Raw genomic sequence first — 16,929 nt, forward strand, 5'->3', positions numbered from 1 at the left:
TTTGCAAAACAGGGACAACGTTAAAATAGGACTGTTCACAGGAGCAGCAAGTCTTGTTTTTTAATTAAAAACATCACGTTTGATCTGGATTTGTCTAAAATTTGATCACTTCTGGCAATCTGCATGTTTCTTGAACATCAGCATTTTAGACAACCTGCAACATTGAGAAATTCTAATTCTTTTTGAGGACGCTTCGATGAATCCGTTACAAGGGTATCGCTTTTCCTGCACCCTCACCTTTGGGGACATCTATGCCCAGGTGATTATTTGGTTGATTGTGATTTTCATTGCTTTAGCCTCCTCCGTTGCCCTGTACCAAAACCCCATGTATGCCTTTTTAACTGGGGGATTGATTTTGGTATTGTCATTACCTTTCTTGCTATTTGCCTTTGTGACCACCCTGCTCAATCACATTGAAATGACCCCTGTTGAGCCAAAGGAAGAGACTTAGGTCAATTAGCGAGCCGCCAACGCCATGGGTGCATTACCACTTCAGGGCCAGTTAGAGAATGCTCAGGTCACTGGCTACTCAGGATTACAGCAAGTTAGTATCCGAGATGGGGTGATTCAAACCATTCAGCCCATGGATGCCCCACCCCCCACTCTAGCCCCACAAAAAATTGATTTAGAAGGTGATTGGCTGTCTTTAGGGGGCATTGACCTGCAGATCAATGGTGCCTTAGGTCTAGCCTTTCCAGATTTGTTGCCCACCGATCAATCGAAACTTCAAGAGATTTGCCAATTTTTGTGGCAGCAAGGCATTGACGGTTTCTTGCCTACATTGGTGACAACATCGGTTGAAAAGTTTCAGCAAGCCTTGGCTACTTTGTCTGCTCAGAAGTCACCAGGGGATGGCGACCAAGCGCAAATTCTAGGTGTCCATTTGGAAGGCCCCTGCTTGAATGCCACCAAACGGGGTGCCCATCCCCAAGAGCATCTTCAGTCTTTGAATATTGAAACACTGCAAACGGTCATAGGTCCCTACAAAGATAGCGTTAGGGTCATGACCTTAGCGCCAGAGTTGGAGCCGTCTGGAGAAGCGGTAGCTTGGTTGCGATCCCACAATATTATCGTCAGTCTCGGCCATTCTCTAGCCACGGCAGCAGAAGCAGATATGGCCTTTAATCAGGGAGCCACCATGGTGACCCATGCCTTTAATGCCATGCCTAGCTTGCACCATCGCCAACCCGGGTTGTTGGCAGCAGCGCTGGTGCATCCCCAGGTCTGGTGTGGATTTATTGCCGATGGTCAACATGTGGACCCATTGATGCTGAAGCTGATGCTGAAGGCTAGCCCCGAGCAAGGCCTGTTTCTAGTGAGTGATGCTCTAGCACCGTTAGGACTTCCGGATGGAGTTTATCCTTGGGACTCTCGCCAAATTGAAGTGACGGCCGGTACGGCTCGGCTCTCCGATGGCACCTTGTCGGGAACCACCTTATCCCTATTGGCTGGAGTGCAAAATCTAGTCCACTGGAATCTTTGTTCTGTAGGGTATGCCATTGCCTTAGCCACAGAAGCCCCGAGGCAAGCATTAGGACTACCCGGCATGGGTCCAGGACAACCCGCTCACTGCTTGCTGCGTTGGCGTCATCATCCCCAGACCCAAACTCTGAAATGGCAGCGTTTGTTTCCCTCTGAAAATGCTTAATGCCCTATGGAAAATCCCTTGTTGCTGATGATTCCAGGCCCTACTCCAGTGCCCGAATCGGTATTATTTGCCTCGACTCAACAGCCCATCAGTCATCGTAGTCAGGATTTCAGAGATTTGATGGCTGATATTACGGCAAATTTAAAATGGCTCCACCAAACCCAAAATGATGTGTTGATATTAGCCAGCAGCGGCACCGGGGCCATGGAAGCTGGCATCATTAATTTTTTAAGCCCAGGTGATCGGGTATTGGTGGGATGCAATGGCAAGTTTGGCGATCGTTGGGCGGATGTTTGTGAACAATTTGGTCTAATTACCGAGCGGATTACGGTCCCTTGGGGGAAAGCTTTGGACCCAGAAGTATTTCGGCAGCATCTAGAATCCGATCAGGATAAGCAGATCAAAGCGGTGATTGTGACCCATAGTGAAACGTCCACCGGGGTTCTTAACGATCTGGAAACCATTAGCCGTCATATCAAAGCCCATGGTCGAGCCCTCAGCATGATTGATGCGGTCACCAGTTTAGGGATTTGTCCAGTCCCAGTCGATAAGTGGGGACTAGATGTGGTGGTTTCTGCGTCCCAGAAAGGATATCGAATGCCGCCTGGTTTGGGGTTTGTTTGTGTTAGCTCTTTAGCGTGGCAGGCTTATGAAACGGCTCGCTTTCCTCGGTTTTATCTGGACCTGGGGAAATGCCGCACGGATGCCGCTGCGAATACGACCCCGTTTACCCCGCCTGTAAATCTATTCTTTGCCTTACAGGTAAGTTTAGCCATGATGAAGGCTGAAGGTCTGCTCTCCATGTTTGCCCATCAGCAACGGTTGATGCAGGCAACCCGAGCCGCTCTTCGAGCCTTGGACCTGCCTCTATTTATTCCTGACAATCATGTGGCTAGCCCGGCTGTCACTGCCATTGCCCCCGATCAGGTTGCTCCTGAAACCCTCCGATTCAAATTACAGCAGCACTACGGGGTGGTGATTGCTGCAGGCCAAGACCATATGCGAGGCAAACTCGTTCGCATTGGCCACTTGGGTTATGTTTGCGATCGCAATATTGTTACCACCATTGCAGCCGTAGAGGCGGCCTTGGCAGATTTAGACTATCCATTCCAAGCTGGGGCAGGTGTAGAGGCTGCCCATCGTATCTTTAAAGGGAATTAGGGTTTGTTCTCAACCCACATTCAAAATGCCTAAACTTGCAGATTAAATGGTTTCCAGCCAGTCATAAATCTGATTGAGCTGATCCAAAGTAATCAAACCATATTGCCAGAGCACAATCGGTAACGGTCCTGGATCTTGCTCAAGGTGGCGAAGAGCAAGGCCAATAGAGTCGCTCGGCAGTGCTAGCTCTTCTTGCAGAAAAGTCAGTAATCGCTTTTGCGATGCTGATTTCAAATTAGAAACATCTTTTGTAAACCGAGATACTGTCATTGGTATTAATAAGAAACCGAGTTTTACCTATGAGAGGAGATTATTAGGGCGTATAAAAAAGAATTGAACCAGCTTAACCAACCATGTGAGAGTCAAGATCGTTTTTGATCAATTTACTATCAAAAAAGTCTTAGAACTTTTAACCCATCAGTGATTTGACTAACTGGCTGAAATTTATTTCACTTCAGCGATAGAAGAGATTTGCCCATGCAAAAACACCGCAAAAGCCTCTAAAGAAGAGAAAGTGATGATTTGTATAAAATTTAAGAGCAAATCAGATAACTTGTGCTGCACTAGCTAAACATTGCAGAAAAAACTGCAAAAATGCGCAAAGCCAATTAAATGCAACAGACAAAATACTATCAACCGACGATTAAGCTTCCCCCAGACCCTAGGAAAAGAGTTACTGCAAACTACTAACCAGTAGTAGATAAATTCAGTAAGTTTTTCCAGTCGTATTGGGATAAGAGTGTAGCACAGTCTTCAAAGATTGATCCAACTTAAATATTTCTTTTAATAAAGTTCATAGGAATAAAAGATACAGGTCAGATGAGCAAGTAAATACACACATGAAAGTCACCTAACAAGCTTGTCCCACCAGGGGTTACAGACGTATAGCCTAGTCAAGTAACTCCGAGAATTTGAACGCGTTTTTGAGAAAATCAGCGCGTAATGATCTGCCTGCATCTGACGATGGAATTGTCTGGTTAATGTGATCTGTGGGGCAAAATAAGTTCATAATTTTGTGTAAGCTGAACCGGAAAGGCAATTTCTTTCACCTCACACTGCTTATCCAACTCCAATGATGATTCGTGTAAAGGCTGCAAATTGATGAGTGGTAAGTTGGCGACCCGGCTGCGAGAAGGGACGAAACAATCTCATTCTTTGGCAGAAAATGCAGATTTTATCCAATGTTTTCTCAAGGGAGTAGTTGAAAGAACGTCTTATCGCCAACTATTAGGAAATTTTCACTTTGTCTATAGCGCCCTAGAAGATCAGCTGACTCAACATCAAAACCATCCACTTTTAAGTCAGCTTTATTTTCCGGCGCTATATCGACAGCAGAGCTTGGCTACGGATCTAAGTTACTACTGGGGGCCTCAATGGCAAACGTCAATCACCCCTTCTAGTGCCACTCAACACTATATTGACAGGATTAATGAAGTTGCGATCGCAGATCCAATCCTGCTAGTCGCTCATAGCTATACACGGTATCTCGGAGACCTTTCTGGGGGACAACTGCTCAAGAAGCTAGCCCAGCGAGGCATGAATCTCTCTCAAGGCCAAGGCACTGCCTTCTATGAGTTTGAAGATATCCAGAACCCTAAAACCTTTAAGGTTACCTATCGGCAATCCTTGGATAATTTGCTTCTGGATGAAAGCACCATCACCCACATCGTAGATGAAGCCAACCTTGCCTTTAAGCTCAATATGGAATTGTTCAAAGAAGTAGAAGGCAACTTAATTCAAGCCATAGGTCAGATGATCTTTAGCCATCTGACCCGCTCCCGCAGAAATGGGCAGTCTCAGTGGTCCACAGATCTGGGAGAAACCACTGCACTGCAGCCCCAGGATTAACTCTTTTCTCGTAGGGTTTGGTTGAGCTGATCTAAGGAACCGATCAAGCGCTCATTGGCCTCAATTGCAGGATCCGGCGTAATTGCTTCTGCCATTTCTTGCTTTCGCTGCATCTTCTTACGGGCTTGTTCAAAAGATCGAATCAACAGAAAGATTACAAAAGCGATCACGATAAAATTCAGCACTGTGGCCAGAAATGAACCATATTTAATGCCATTTATCGCGAGCTTGGATAATTCATCCACACCCGCTTTTTTCATCGCCGGATTTAAAAGGGCTGGGGTAATAATATCCTCAACTAAAGAACCGATAATCTTGCCGAAGGCCCCGCCAATCACAACGGCAACCGCTAGGTCGACAACATTCCCTTGCATCAGAAAATCGCCAAAGTCCTTGAGGAAGCCTCCAGCTTTTGCTCTCCCGTTTCTACCAGTCATTTTTATCAATATCTCCTTTATGCAGGGGTCGATTCTAAACAGTTTTACTTAAAACTGCAATATTCTATCATCAGATTTTTTACTTAATATCCCGATGATAGTTTCTGAAGCGAAATAGGCTGAGGGTTGATTTCGGGTTGAGCCTGTTCCCTTGAGCAGGGGACAGGTACAATCTGGAAGTTTAGGTCAGACCACAGAACAATACCTTGTTCCATTCAAGGGAATATATGACACCAGACGCTGCCGCCTTTAACCATATTTCAGTCTTAAGCCATGAGCTGATAGAAGGACTGATGCTGCATGACCAGGGCTTATATTTGGATGCCACCGTAGGCGGAGGAGGACATAGTGCCTTGATCTTGGAACAAAGTCCCCAGGCTCAGGTGATCGCCCTTGATCAAGATATTCAGGCCCTGGATGCTGCGCGGGCTAAGTTGCATGACAATTGCGATCGCATCCGGTTTTGGCAAGGAAATTTTTCCACCTATGATCCGGATGATCTTCGGTTTGACGGCATTATTGCTGATTTAGGGGTCAGTTCAGCCCAACTAGATCGCCCTGAGCGTGGCTTTAGCTTTAGACATGACGCAGAGTTAGATATGCGCATGGATCAGAGCCAAGATTTAACCGCTGCTGATGTGATTAACACCTATTCAGAGCGGGATTTAGCCGATATTTTCTTCCACTATGGAGAAGAACGGTTTTCTCGGCGAATTGCCCGGAAAATTGTCTCCAAACGCCCCCTTCACACTACCTCTGATCTGGCAAGGGTTGTAGCGTCTTCACTGCCCCCTCCTAAAGGGCGTCGCCGTCGAATCCACCCAGCGACCCGAGTCTTTCAAGCCCTGCGGATTGCTGTCAATCAGGAATTGCAGGTCCTAGAGAAATTTATTGAGCTAGCTCCCACCTGGCTCAAGCCCGGGGGCAGAATTGTCATCATCAGTTTCCACAGCCTGGAAGATCGAATTGTTAAAATCCACTTTCGCCAGAATCCTTTACTGCAGGTGATCACGAAAAAGCCCATGATTGCCTCCGAGCAAGAGAAAAGAGAAAACAGCCGCTCTCGATCCGCTAAACTGCGAATTGCCGAACGGGTTCCTTTGGCAGATGAAGCTGAATCGTCACTGAAGCCATAACGGCTGGTCATAAAACGATGACTTTTAGTTTTTTGCAAAGAATAAACTCAGCACTCTAATTAGAGTTGATGGGCAAATCTACCCTCACTATGAACAAAAGATAAGTATTCTGGAAACAATTATGAAATTATGCATTTATAATGCATGTGGCAACTACTGAAAATTGCCAAAAATTAAAATTTCCGAACCCATTAACCGGGTAATTTCCTGGGCTTGAGGAGTTGAGTATGGCCGTTGCTAGCCGATCTAAAGTTGTCCCCGTCCGACCGAAACAGGCTGCTCCCTCAGCCCGTTCCCGTCCCCCTCAACGACGGCGAAAACCCAAGACTTTATCCAGGCAAGAACAGCCCTTGGATCTGATTGATTCCCGTTCGCCACAATTTCCCAATTGGCTAATACTACTAATGGCGTTTCGGAAGCTGTCCACCCCTATTCTGATGGTGACAGTCTTAGGAATTTTGCCCCTCTATGCTTGGCGAGTGAATACTCAACAATCTTGGGGGACTCAATATTCAAAGCTAGAGAAATTGCAGCGTGATCAGCGAGATTGGCTCACTCGCAATGAAGAGCGCAAATTCCAAATTTCAGAAAATTTAGAAAGCAATCCAGCAGGCTTTGTTCCCAAAAGCTCCAAAACGACCGTGTTTTTTAAGCCAGCCCCGGTGCGTCCAGCTCAGCCTGTGCCTCCTCAGCGGACTGGCATTACCCATATTGATGTAGCTCCGATTGGTTATTAAGTCCAACTTCTTTGCAAGTTTATGCCCACTCCTTCTCACCCAGTCCAAGACCGTCGGGCCGCGATCAAAGCCCGAATCCAAACGAAGCAGCCCCATCGAGTTACTAATCAGCGATTACGCTTATTCCTGGTTTGGTTGGTGGTATTTGGAGGCATTGTGGGCTTGTTAGCCCGGTTAGTCTATTTGCAAATTAGTGCGGCCCCCTTTCTCCGAACGAAAGCCCAACAACAACAGCTAGGCGGTCTTCCTGAGCGCACCTTCCGCTATCCGATTATGGATAGCCAGGGTAATCTACTGGCTAAGGATGAACCCGTCTTTCGTCTGTTTGCCCATCCCTTTTTATTCCAAAGACAACCGGATGAAATTGCTCAAGCATTAGCCCCTGTTCTCGACCGCTCATCGGATTCTCTGACAGAGCTATTCAAAACCGGAGAGAGTGGGATTCCAATTGGGTATCGTCTATCGGAAACCGAAGCAGAGAAAATCAACAATCTCTATTTAGATGGATTAGAAATTACGCGGGAATGGCAACGGGTCTATCCCCAGTCGGGACTGACCTCGGGATTGGTCGGGTATGTCAATACCGAAAACCAAGGACAATCTGGCATTGAATATAGTCAGCAACCCCTCTTAAAAGGAGATCCCATTCCCTTGCTAGTGACTCGGGATGGTCAGGGTAAGCTCTTGCCGGATCGATTTCCCTTAGAGCCGCTAAATGCCAATGACTTGACCCTGAAGTTGACCCTAGATACGCGACTTCAACGGTCGGCCCGACAAGCCCTTCATAAACAAATGGCAAAGTTCCGAGCCAAGCGGGGCACTGTCATTGTGATGGATGTCGAAGATGGCTCCCTCAAGGCTTTGGCCTCGGAACCCTCTTTTAATCCCCAGCGTTACTTTGAAGCCAATACTGAACTGTTTAAAAACTGGGCCATTTCAGATCTTTATGAGCCGGGGTCTACCTTCAAGCCAATCAATATTGCCATCGCATTAGAATCCAATGCCATCAAAGCTGATAGTGTTTTCCACGATGGTGGTCAAATTACCATCGGTGGCTGGCCGATTAATAATGCCGACAACTCAGGCCATGGCAACCTTTCCATTACGGGCATCCTGGAATATTCCAGTAACGTAGGTATGGTCCATGTCATGCAGCGGATGGATCGATCGGCCTACTACAATTACCTGAAAAAAATTGGGATTGGCCAAATTACGGGTACTGATCTTCCCTTTGAAACCCCCGGCCAGTTTAAGGATAAGCAGCAGTTTTTAGACTATCCCATTGAAGCGGCAACCGCGGCTTTCGGACAAGGATTTTCAGTCACCCCTCTACAAATGGCACAGCTCCATGCAGCCATCGCCAACGGAGGCGAATTGGTGACTCCTCATGTCGTTGATGGTCTATACAATCCTGCTGGCAAAAAAACCAAGGGATTAAATCTGATTCAACCCCGCCGCATTTTCTCTAAAGATACGGTAGCTAAGGTTCGGACCATGATGGGAAGTGTGGTGCAAAACGGCACGGGTAAACCCGCCAAAATTCCGGGTTATCGCTTAGGGGGTAAAACTGGAACGGCCCAAAAAGCGGATAGCGGTACCTATAGCAATGCGCGGATTACTAGCTTTGTAGCATCTTTCCCCTTGGAGTCCCCTAAATATGTAGTGCTGGCCGTTGTAGATGAACCTCAAGGGGGCAATGCTTACGGATCGACCGTGGCAGCTCCAGCTGTAAAGTCGGTGTTAGAAACCCTGATTAGTATTGAGGGCATCCCTCCCAGTCATCCTGCTGAATTGAAGGCAAAGCCGAAAGCATCTCGCTCCAACAACTAAGAGAACTGCCTTTTTATGCCCACTTAAGTTGAAGGTGAGTATTGAGTTTAAATTTTTGCGCAAGCTCAATCCATCAACAGCCTTATCATTCAATGATAAGGCTGGGGTGCTTGTAGGCAGACCCACATTTTCTGAACCATGAAGAGTCCGGGCCTACACAAGAGTTTGCACCTCAATTTGAAGTATTTGAGGGGCTAGAAAGACTTAGGGGAGAAACCGTTTCCGTTCTGATTCACTGGGCATGCGGCAGGTGGCTCGTCGTCCAAATAGGCGATAACGATTACAAGCAATGAAACGATAAATGCGATCGCGACCTGTTCGCGGAATCAAACTAATAGCATTGAAGACTGACCAAACACCACCCAAACGCTTACAGACTTGAATAAACGCATCGGACTGATCGTACAGCTCACTCTCATCCCGATAGTAAATCGACCAGGCTTCCCGATCTATGGGCAATGGGGGTAAATACTGTCTGGCTGTTTGACCCTGTAAAGGGGCAATCAGGATGGTTCCTAGAGGATCGACTTTCAGTAGGATGTCGACAAAGCCATTACACATCACACATTCCCCATCAAAAAACACAATGGGCTGCTGAATAGAGACCGGCTGGCTGGCCGTCTGATTTGAAAGTTGCGGTGTCGCCATGCTGTTGCTCAAAGAACCTATTTTGAATCTAACATGGCTGCTTTGGCATTAGCATAGGGCTGTCTTGAGGGTTCAGACATATCCTTTAGCAGGAACGGCAGCTTTCGAGGTAGGATCTGCAAGTTACACCTATGCTAGTTGAACAATGGCTGAGCGACCGATTAAGAAGTCTGAATTAGAAAAGCGTGCCCAGACTGAAGGCCAAACAGGCGATGACAAAAAACAAATTCAGAAGGGCCGTAAAGATGGACGTGGAAAAGGTCGAAACAATAAAGACAGAGAAAAGAGAAAGCCTGCTGTTCCCCTAGCTTTGATGCGTGGTCCCAGGCCTTCAGCAAAGGTGGAAGAGCCCGAACCCGTGGAAACTCCAGAAGAAGCAATTGCAGAAACGACTACAGAAGAAGAAGGAGCCGTAGCTGAGGCCACAGAAACCGTCGCTGAAGCAGAAACCGACTCACCCAATGCCGACGCTAGTGAAGCCAGCGAGGCAGAACCAGCCCCTGATAATTAAGGGTACACATAACGTCCTAGAGACGTTATGTGTAGGCTAAATCCCTAGAAAATCAAGAAGCAACAGGTTGGGGAATCGTGATATCAATCGGTGTCACTGTTTTTCCTAACTCTTCTAGTGAGGGTTGGATCGCTGAGCGGTTCCCCACGACTAAAGTAACAATCTGTTCAGGCTGCAGATATTTCTTCGCTGCAGCCTGAACTTTTTCAGCAGTCATGGTTTTGACGGCTCGCTGATATTGAAAGATAAAATCATCGGGATAGCCAAAGTACTCGTACCGCATTAAACGAGACAAGGTTTGGCCTGGGTCCTGAAAGTTGAAGACAAAAGAGTTGAGGATGGAGTCCTTGGCCTGTTGAAGCTCATCATTAGATAAAGGCGCTTCGCGTACCTTTTGCAGTTCACCCATCACCGCTTTGATAAATGGAACCGTTGCTTCAGAACGCGTCTGCCCCCCAGAAATAAATAGCCCTGGGTAATCGTAGCGAGCACTCCATACGGCATAAACGGAATAGGCCAATCCCTGGCGAGATCGTACTTCGTTAAACAACCGTCCCCCAAAGCTGTTGAGAGCCTCATTCATTACCAATAACGAGAAAATATCAGGGTTATCAAACTGACCGCCCAAATGACCGATTTGAACATTGCTTTGGGATAGTTGAGGCTGATCAACGACAAACGTCTCCCCGGCTTTTATTTGCTCTGCACTCGGTGCTGGAGGTGTTTCATCTCGCTCAGGTATCGCAGGCCAATCCCCAAATTCTTTTTTGATCCGCTGAGTCATGGCGGCAGGATCGAAGTCTCCCACAATTCCCAAAATCATGCAATTGGGGTGGAAGTTCTGTTGGTAAAAGGATTCAACATCGGTTTGGGAAATATTGTCGAGGGTTTGATATTCTTGGGTGCGCGCATAGGGGCTTTCTCCCCCATAAATCAGCTTTTTGAATTCTCGGCCTGTAATACTGTCAGGATCATCATTACGGCGGGCGATGTTTCCTCGACGTTGGGTCTTGGCGAGAACAAGCTTGTCTTTTTCAAACGCAGGTTCACGAATCACTTCTGAGAATAAACCGAAGACGGTGTCTAAATCTTCACTCAGGGCGGCAAAGGATGCACTACCGGAAGCAGTACTAATTCCAGTCTCCACAGATGCTGCCCGTTGCTCTAGCATTTGGTTAAGCTGCTCGGAGGGGTGCTGTTTGGTCCCTCCCGTCCGCATCACGGTGCCAACGATATCAGCCAATCCCACTTTTTCGGCAGGCTCAAGCCGTGACCCCGTCCGCATACGGGCAATGCCATTTACCAAGGGCAACTCGTGATTTTCCATTAAGTAAACGGTTAAACCGTTATCCAACTGGAAACGGCTATATTCTGGAATGGTTACCTCAGGAAGGGCCGGGAACTCCAATTCTGTATAGTGTTTAGCTGTGGCTGCCGTGCCCGGACGAATCGAACCAATGACTAGCAAGAGGGGAATGACTGCAAAGGCGATCAACCGCTGTAGGGTTCTACGTAGAAATCGGTTACGTTGGACGTTGGGCATGGTTAACGTGCTTTTCCTATGGACAGCTCATCTCTAACAGATTAGCCTAAACTTTTACGAGACGATGGGTGAATTTATATCCTTTTGACCTGCTTTACAATTAAAAGTGCCCTTGTTGTTGCCTGAATCGTTCGCCTGTGAAAAAGCGCGTTACTCTTACGTTCCCTCGGCGAGCCGTTCCTGTCCCAGTCACCTATCGATTGGCAAAGGAGTTCAATGTGGCGGCAAACATTATTCGTGCCCAGGTTGCCCCAAATCAAATTGGTAAGTTGGTGGTGGAATTAGCGGGGGATATTGACCAGCTTGATGCCGCCATTGATTGGATGCTGTCTCAAAATATTGATGTGTCTTCGTCTAATCGCGAAATTCTGATTGATGAAGATAGCTGTGTTCACTGCGGTTTATGTACAGGGATATGCCCCACCCAGGCCCTTACCCTTGACCCCAAATCTTTTTTGCTGAACTTCACTCGATCTCGCTGCATCGTCTGTGAACAATGTGTTCCTACTTGTCCAGTACAGGCAATTTCTACTAACTTTTGATGGATGGTTACTCTTTAAATCACTATCACCGAAACCATCGCTTTTAGGTAAGATAACCCCGCTGCCATCAAAACCCCTGAATACTCGCCGTTGGGTAAATGCTGGGGAAGTTGAATAGAAATACTAATTGAACCTGTTGCGTCGGATGCAAGGCTTAGAGGGTTAGGGGCAATAGAGATGGCCTGCTGAGAAATCAGATCGCCGTCACAACCATATAGATCGGTGCAAAAGAACTTGGCCTGAATGGGTTCTTCGCTATCATTGTGAACCTTAAATGCGATCTGGACTGTCTCTCCAACATGGCTGGGATGAGCCGACTGCAGTAAAGGGACACTAGCCTCGCTCGATGGTGCTTGTTCTGACACCCCTCCCGTCCAATCTGATTTGAGGGAGAGTAGATTAGCTAATTCATTCACAAACTCATGCATTTCCCCTACTAAGCCTGGAACAGAATAGCTGGTGGGTCCAGAGGGAGTCGTATTTCCTAGATCTAGAGGAGAGGCAATGGTCTGGGCTGACTGTAAGGGCGTCGTTAGATCGTTATCAAGGATAGCAGCAGCTTGCTGTACAAGGGCTTCAGGAGTCGGTATTGTTTCAGTTCCGCCCATCATAGGCTGAATAACTTCTGCAACAGGTTCTGTGAGTGCTTCTGGTTCAGCAGGTAGCCCTCCCATTTCAGAGACGGTAGGAGGGAGAGTCCCAACTTGATCCAGAAGGCCACGGATCGATGCGGGTAGCCCTTGGTCGATGAGCTGGAGGGGTTTGCGTCGATACTGTTTCATCTTGACTGTCCTCTACTTGCTACTCAAAACCAGCGGTCCTACAGATTGCGGCTAATCATATAGTGAATCAATTTGGGGATAAACGCTTTCTCTTCAGAGTCGGGGGCATCGCCATAGGCCACTGAGAATTCTGCTAAGGCTGCTTCGGCAAACTGATGGGCGACTGCGATCGCATAGGCAATACTGCCATAATCCTGCATTCGTTGAATCACCCAGCTCACCTCATCTTCAGACCGTTCATCTCGAGGCTTGTCCATAAAGAATTGCAACATATTTCGCTCCGAAGGGGTGCCCTGTTTAAATAGGTGCACTAACATCAACGTTCGCTTCCCCTCCCAAATATCGCCACCAATTTCTTTGCCATACCGTTGAGAATCCCCCACCAAATTAAGCACATCATCCTGAATCTGAAAGGCAGCCCCCATAAAGTATCCAAATTTATTGAACCGATCGAGGTCTAGGGTGTCCTTGGAGGCAATCAAGCCGCCAATCCGGCAGGGATGCATAAAGCTATACCAACAGGTTTTGTTCAAAATCATCTGCAGGTAGTCGGTCTCAGTGACATCACAGCGATTGTCCCGTACCCAGCCCAGTTCTGAAGCTTGCCCCTCCAGGGATTTCAACATCAAATGCTCAAATTCTTCATAGATCCGTTGGGTCAGTTGATGGCCCAGCAAGGGGATATTCTCCCGTACCAATCTCAGGCTTAAGGCATTCATGGCATCGCCAATATTAACGGCGATGGGCACCCCCTGCTCAGCCTGCATGGTGGGCATCCGATGACGACATTCACTGTTATCTTCCACATCATCATGAACTAGGAAAGCATTGTGAATCATTTCTAAGGCAACGGCTGATTTGAGAGACTGTTCTTCAGTTCCCCCAAAGGCCTGACAGGTCGCCATACACAAGGCGGGTCGCAATCCCTTACCCATATGAGAGAGATGTCTTTTTAACGGCTCATACAGATAGCGTTGGGGTTCTCCCGTCGGAATCACAGCCAACAAAGCGGCCAAAGTCACGTCTCGGTAATGACCGAGATGGACCTGAAGGGTCTCTAGATCCTGAGGGGCAAGGGCAGCTAGGGGCACAAGGCACCTCTTAACGGGTAGGGAATGAGACTATTCATCACTCAGGAATGATGCGGACTTTTCCAGAGCGCGGCTGAGCAGGAGAGGGTTGGGGGTGTTCTGATAATGTTTGGAGAGTAGCTAAGTTAGGGATTGTTTCAGGCATAGTTTGGGACTCGGCCATCCGCACCACAATATCTAACACCGACTTTTGCACCACTTCCATCAGCTCTTGCCGCAATTCAACGTTGTCAAATCCTTGAGTGCCGACTGCATAAAGGGGGTTACCTAATTTTTCTAGGGGCTGATCAATGGTGACTCCTAACAACTGTTCTAGAATGCGGCCTCCTTGGTGGGCCAGTCTGAGAACCGATAACCCCCATCGCACCAAACTGTCATCCCAGGGTAAGCCCTGATGAAATCGAATGCGATCGATCACTCGCCAAGGTTCAAAAATTTCTTGCTCATGCAGTTTCCAAGTCTTGCACGGGGGAACATCTGCTTTTGCAGCAGCAATAATGCCATTGACAGCCCGACGGGCCGCTTCATTGGCTCCTTCCATCGTCGCTAGATCCGTATAGGTGCGGACGTAATCAGAAGCGAGAAACAGATTGGGAATATCCGTCACGGCATCAGGGCGCTTCGACCAAGTATTAATTAAATTGACTAGGAGTGGTTCTTCATTCGTGTCTCCTTCCCCTTCTACGAGATAAATGGCGGGATCCAAAAACCAATGGTCTAAAAATTCGTCTTTGAGAATTTCTTGACCGTGGATATTGATACTCTTTTTGAGTTGTGCCCAGACCTCATTTTTGACTTCTTCCCGGGTACATTCCTTGGCAGTTTTACCGTTGAGACCTGGTTCATCCCACTCGGAGATATCAACAGAGATGATGCCTTTAATTCGGCCATCCGCATACTGATTAAAATCAACCCCAGGCCAGAACTGTCGTTGGGAAATGGACGTGAGCGCCCAGGGAGAATCCACATAAATCGCATGACCATGGGACAGGGGCACATCCTCTGTTAAATACAGTTGGATGCCATTCATCCAGGACACCCCGCCTTCACTGAGCTGATGGAGCTTGCCTAATTCTGGATCCGCCGTTTTAATACTGTCGGTAACCAGCTCCGCCATGCGTTCGATCGGGACTGCAGCAATGTAATAGTCCCCTTGGGCCTGAAAGGTTTGTCCCTCTGTTTCAATCGTGACCCCCTGAATCAGGCCATTTACACAGTCAATGGCTAAGACCTTGGCCTCCAGATGATATTGCACCCCTTGTTGAATTAAGTAGGCCAGCCAAGGATTGATCCAGGCATCGTTGGTGGGTGCATTGAGCACGCGATCGCTACTCGGTCCCGGCTCTACTAAATCAAACAGGAGCTGGACAAAAATATCACCAATCGTTTTGGTACTCGCCAGGTGGGCTTTTGCTGCGACCAAGGAGCGAGTAATGCCATGACCAAAAATTTTCTGATAGGCCGGGGAACGATGGTCTGCTTCTACAAACTCCCACCAGTCTTCTTTCTCATACTCCGCTAAGCGCCGTTCTTCACAGGAGGTAATGATTTGCCAGACCTTGGTGCCGAAAAACGCAATTTCTTCGGGAGAAACTCCAAAGTCAGGTCCAAAGATGGTTGGAAACTCATTGAGAATTTCCTGGACATCTGAAAAGGTGCGAGGAGAGCGGGATGGAAACACAATGGGACGCTGACCATAGCGAGCCATTTCGACCCGCGTAGTATCGACCAAATTATCGGCAACGGTTTTGTCTTTCCCGTAAGGAATCCGCGCCATTGTATCGACAATATGCTTGTAGAAGCGGGGGAAAAATCGGAAGCCATGTTCCCCAGGTAGTGGCTTCCGAGGGCCATTGGGTCCCATGCCCCCTGTATTGGGCACAGGAATACTGCGGGCCTTACCCCCCGGAATCTTCTTGGCTTCGTATACTTCTACGGCAAACCCTCGTTCAATCAGCTCATGGGCGGCACTCAGTCCGGCAACGCCGCCACCAAGGATCACAACCTTCTTTTGCATGATGTTTCCTGTCTAGCTATGAGGGAGGATGGGGATCAAAATTTGGGCTTAGGACAAAGAAAAGGCACTCACGGCACCTTCTTCCTTCACTCTCAGCACAAATTTCTCATAGACTCGGAACAGATATCTCGCCTCGTTATTGACATTTAAAAATTGCACGGTGGGGGAAGTGGCCACGACTAAATCAATGGGATCACCCGCTAAAGAAACGACCACAACTTGATAATCTTGTAATGTACTGGAACGTAAGAGCTGTGTACCTAACAAAGGCTCAATGCGATCTTTGGGTAGCACAAGAGAGTCATTTGGGGTATTTGCCTCAACAAACGCACCTTGACCTAGGATGCAAGCAAACGGACCCAGATGCCCACTTGACTCAAGGTTTGCGATCGCACCCGCAATATTAATAACAAGCCGCTCACCCGTAGAACCCGAAATTGGATCATATGACGATCTATCCACAAGCCCATCTGCTTGTTGACCGCCCTTCACTCTACACAAAATGGGGCTTCTAGCAACCTTCAATTGTTGATTGGTTGGGTCAGCCTGAGGTAGGCCATTAAAAATGATTGCATCTTCTGAACGTGCTAATAAATTAGCTGCTCGCCGAAATACAGAAATTGCACCGATTAAATTCTCTTCAGCTAGCTGACGCTGTTTCAGCTCAATGTAAACAGACAACGTCCAAAGCCTTAGCGTATCAATATCGTCAACTTTAATAGGATCTAGTACTAGATCCTCGGATATGGGATCTTCTTCAGGTTCAACTTCAATTAGTGTTTGGCTGCGAACCACAGTGGCACTTTGTTCAAGGGGACCGCAACAAGCTAGAAATGATCCCGCAACACTAACCTTACTCACCTCATCAGCAACAAGCTGTTGTATCTGATTCCACTGCTCAGAAGTCCAGTCAATTTGAGAGCTCATAGGGGCTGAATATCCTATATATCGAAAGATAAGCTAACTGCTTGCACAACACAGTTATTAGTAGAAAACCC

The 16,929-nt window shown here is 47.6% G+C and carries 17 protein-coding genes; 9 read left to right on the forward strand and 8 right to left on the reverse strand.

The annotated features are described in order from the left end of the window. Window positions 1-196: 196 nt before the first annotated feature. From I1H34_RS16410 to I1H34_RS16420, 3 genes are read left to right on the forward strand one after another with little or no spacing between them, the layout of a single operon-like run. Window positions 197-451, forward strand: coding sequence for a hypothetical protein (locus I1H34_RS16410; RefSeq protein WP_212662096.1), 255 nt, complete (start codon window positions 197-199; stop codon window positions 449-451). A gap of 24 nt (window positions 452-475) precedes the next feature. Continuing rightward, entirely contained in the window at window positions 476-1,648 is a 1,173-nt protein-coding gene (gene nagA, locus I1H34_RS16415; protein ID WP_212662097.1) for an N-acetylglucosamine-6-phosphate deacetylase, read from the forward strand. A gap of 6 nt (window positions 1,649-1,654) precedes the next feature. Then, complete coding sequence (locus I1H34_RS16420) at window positions 1,655-2,809, forward strand: pyridoxal-phosphate-dependent aminotransferase family protein (RefSeq protein ID WP_212662098.1); 1,155 nt, start codon at window positions 1,655-1,657, stop codon at window positions 2,807-2,809. A 42-nt stretch (window positions 2,810-2,851) separates the two neighbouring features. On the opposite strand, the gene I1H34_RS16425 is transcribed toward I1H34_RS16420, so the two are convergent. Continuing rightward, window positions 2,852-3,079 carry a DUF2949 domain-containing protein gene (locus I1H34_RS16425; RefSeq protein WP_212662099.1) on the reverse strand — a complete coding sequence of 76 codons (228 nt, stop codon included), beginning with the start codon at window positions 3,077-3,079 and terminating at the stop codon, window positions 2,852-2,854. Window positions 3,080-3,910: 831 nt separating this feature from the next. Here I1H34_RS16425 and I1H34_RS16430 point away from each other — a divergent pair. Beyond that, window positions 3,911-4,657, forward strand: a complete 747-nt coding sequence (locus tag I1H34_RS16430; RefSeq protein WP_212662100.1) for a biliverdin-producing heme oxygenase — start codon at window positions 3,911-3,913, stop codon at window positions 4,655-4,657. Here the strand turns inward: I1H34_RS16430 and mscL are convergent. Further along, window positions 4,654-5,094, reverse strand: a complete 441-nt coding sequence (mscL, locus tag I1H34_RS16435) for a large conductance mechanosensitive channel protein MscL (protein WP_212662101.1) — start codon at window positions 5,092-5,094, stop codon at window positions 4,654-4,656. The genes I1H34_RS16430 and mscL overlap by 4 nt on opposite strands. A 227-nt stretch (window positions 5,095-5,321) precedes the next feature. Between mscL and rsmH the strand changes: the two genes are divergently transcribed. From rsmH to I1H34_RS16450, 3 genes are all read left to right on the forward strand, one after another. Then, window positions 5,322-6,230, forward strand: a complete 909-nt coding sequence (gene rsmH / locus I1H34_RS16440) for a 16S rRNA (cytosine(1402)-N(4))-methyltransferase RsmH (RefSeq protein WP_212662102.1) — start codon at window positions 5,322-5,324, stop codon at window positions 6,228-6,230. Window positions 6,231-6,457: 227 nt separating this feature from the next. Continuing rightward, entirely contained in the window at window positions 6,458-6,967 is a 510-nt protein-coding gene (locus I1H34_RS16445; RefSeq protein ID WP_212662103.1) for a hypothetical protein, read from the forward strand. A gap of 21 nt (window positions 6,968-6,988) precedes the next feature. Continuing rightward, entirely contained in the window at window positions 6,989-8,797 is a 1,809-nt protein-coding gene (locus I1H34_RS16450; protein ID WP_212662104.1) for a peptidoglycan D,D-transpeptidase FtsI family protein, read from the forward strand. A gap of 204 nt (window positions 8,798-9,001) precedes the next feature. Here I1H34_RS16450 and I1H34_RS16455 read toward each other — a convergent pair whose 3' ends face one another. After that, window positions 9,002-9,445, reverse strand: coding sequence for a thiol-disulfide oxidoreductase DCC family protein (locus tag I1H34_RS16455; RefSeq protein ID WP_212662105.1), 444 nt, complete (start codon window positions 9,443-9,445; stop codon window positions 9,002-9,004). A gap of 145 nt (window positions 9,446-9,590) precedes the next feature. Between I1H34_RS16455 and I1H34_RS16460 the strand changes: the two genes are divergently transcribed. After that, the gene (locus I1H34_RS16460) at window positions 9,591-9,956 is read left to right on the forward strand and encodes a hypothetical protein (protein WP_212662106.1); all 366 of its coding nucleotides are present in this window, start codon (window positions 9,591-9,593) and stop codon (window positions 9,954-9,956) included. 52 nt (window positions 9,957-10,008) lie between these two features. Here I1H34_RS16460 and I1H34_RS16465 read toward each other — a convergent pair whose 3' ends face one another. Further along, window positions 10,009-11,499: a M16 family metallopeptidase gene (locus I1H34_RS16465; protein ID WP_212662107.1), complete on the reverse strand. Its 1,491-nt coding sequence runs from the start codon at window positions 11,497-11,499 to the stop codon at window positions 10,009-10,011. Between the two features lie 137 nt (window positions 11,500-11,636). Between I1H34_RS16465 and I1H34_RS16470 the strand changes: the two genes are divergently transcribed. Continuing rightward, window positions 11,637-12,041, forward strand: coding sequence for an NIL domain-containing protein (locus I1H34_RS16470; RefSeq protein WP_212662108.1), 405 nt, complete (start codon window positions 11,637-11,639; stop codon window positions 12,039-12,041). Between the two features lie 14 nt (window positions 12,042-12,055). On the opposite strand, the gene I1H34_RS16475 is transcribed toward I1H34_RS16470, so the two are convergent. The 4 genes from I1H34_RS16475 to I1H34_RS16490 are packed head-to-tail and all read right to left on the reverse strand — an operon-like array spanning window position 12,056 to window position 16,858. Further along, complete coding sequence (locus I1H34_RS16475; protein WP_212662109.1) at window positions 12,056-12,823, reverse strand: hypothetical protein; 768 nt, start codon at window positions 12,821-12,823, stop codon at window positions 12,056-12,058. 38 nt (window positions 12,824-12,861) lie between these two features. Continuing rightward, window positions 12,862-13,914 carry a polyprenyl synthetase family protein gene (locus tag I1H34_RS16480; RefSeq protein WP_212662110.1) on the reverse strand — a complete coding sequence of 351 codons (1,053 nt, stop codon included), beginning with the start codon at window positions 13,912-13,914 and terminating at the stop codon, window positions 12,862-12,864. 37 nt (window positions 13,915-13,951) lie between these two features. After that, window positions 13,952-15,931, reverse strand: coding sequence for a hydroxysqualene dehydroxylase (locus I1H34_RS16485; protein ID WP_212662111.1), 1,980 nt, complete (start codon window positions 15,929-15,931; stop codon window positions 13,952-13,954). A 48-nt stretch (window positions 15,932-15,979) separates the two neighbouring features. Then, window positions 15,980-16,858 carry an encapsulin gene (locus I1H34_RS16490; RefSeq protein ID WP_212662112.1) on the reverse strand — a complete coding sequence of 293 codons (879 nt, stop codon included), beginning with the start codon at window positions 16,856-16,858 and terminating at the stop codon, window positions 15,980-15,982. Window positions 16,859-16,929: the final 71 nt, after the last annotated feature.

Origin of the sequence: Acaryochloris marina S15 (assembly GCF_018336915.1) — a bacterium.
Taxonomy (GTDB): domain Bacteria; phylum Cyanobacteriota; class Cyanobacteriia; order Thermosynechococcales; family Thermosynechococcaceae; genus Acaryochloris; species Acaryochloris marina_A.

Excerpts from the sequence above, each read along its gene's own strand:
- I1H34_RS16490 (WP_212662112.1), bottom strand. The coding sequence starts at position 16,858 with ATGAGCTCTCAAATTGACTGGACTTCTGAGCAGTGGAATCAGATACAA.
- I1H34_RS16430 (WP_212662100.1), top strand. The coding sequence starts at position 3,911 with ATGAGTGGTAAGTTGGCGACCCGGCTGCGAGAAGGGACGAAACAATCT.
- I1H34_RS16420 (WP_212662098.1), top strand. The coding sequence starts at position 1,655 with ATGGAAAATCCCTTGTTGCTGATGATTCCAGGCCCTACTCCAGTGCCC.
- I1H34_RS16475 (WP_212662109.1), bottom strand. The coding sequence starts at position 12,823 with ATGAAACAGTATCGACGCAAACCCCTCCAGCTCATCGACCAAGGGCTA.
- I1H34_RS16485 (WP_212662111.1), bottom strand. The coding sequence starts at position 15,931 with ATGCAAAAGAAGGTTGTGATCCTTGGTGGCGGCGTTGCCGGACTGAGT.
- I1H34_RS16465 (WP_212662107.1), bottom strand. The coding sequence starts at position 11,499 with ATGCCCAACGTCCAACGTAACCGATTTCTACGTAGAACCCTACAGCGG.
- I1H34_RS16425 (WP_212662099.1), bottom strand. The coding sequence starts at position 3,079 with ATGACAGTATCTCGGTTTACAAAAGATGTTTCTAATTTGAAATCAGCA.
- mscL (WP_212662101.1), bottom strand. The coding sequence starts at position 5,094 with ATGACTGGTAGAAACGGGAGAGCAAAAGCTGGAGGCTTCCTCAAGGAC.
- rsmH (WP_212662102.1), top strand. The coding sequence starts at position 5,322 with ATGACACCAGACGCTGCCGCCTTTAACCATATTTCAGTCTTAAGCCAT.
- I1H34_RS16460 (WP_212662106.1), top strand. The coding sequence starts at position 9,591 with ATGGCTGAGCGACCGATTAAGAAGTCTGAATTAGAAAAGCGTGCCCAG.
- I1H34_RS16445 (WP_212662103.1), top strand. The coding sequence starts at position 6,458 with ATGGCCGTTGCTAGCCGATCTAAAGTTGTCCCCGTCCGACCGAAACAG.
- I1H34_RS16450 (WP_212662104.1), top strand. The coding sequence starts at position 6,989 with ATGCCCACTCCTTCTCACCCAGTCCAAGACCGTCGGGCCGCGATCAAA.
- nagA (WP_212662097.1), top strand. The coding sequence starts at position 476 with ATGGGTGCATTACCACTTCAGGGCCAGTTAGAGAATGCTCAGGTCACT.
- I1H34_RS16410 (WP_212662096.1), top strand. The coding sequence starts at position 197 with ATGAATCCGTTACAAGGGTATCGCTTTTCCTGCACCCTCACCTTTGGG.
- I1H34_RS16455 (WP_212662105.1), bottom strand. The coding sequence starts at position 9,445 with ATGGCGACACCGCAACTTTCAAATCAGACGGCCAGCCAGCCGGTCTCT.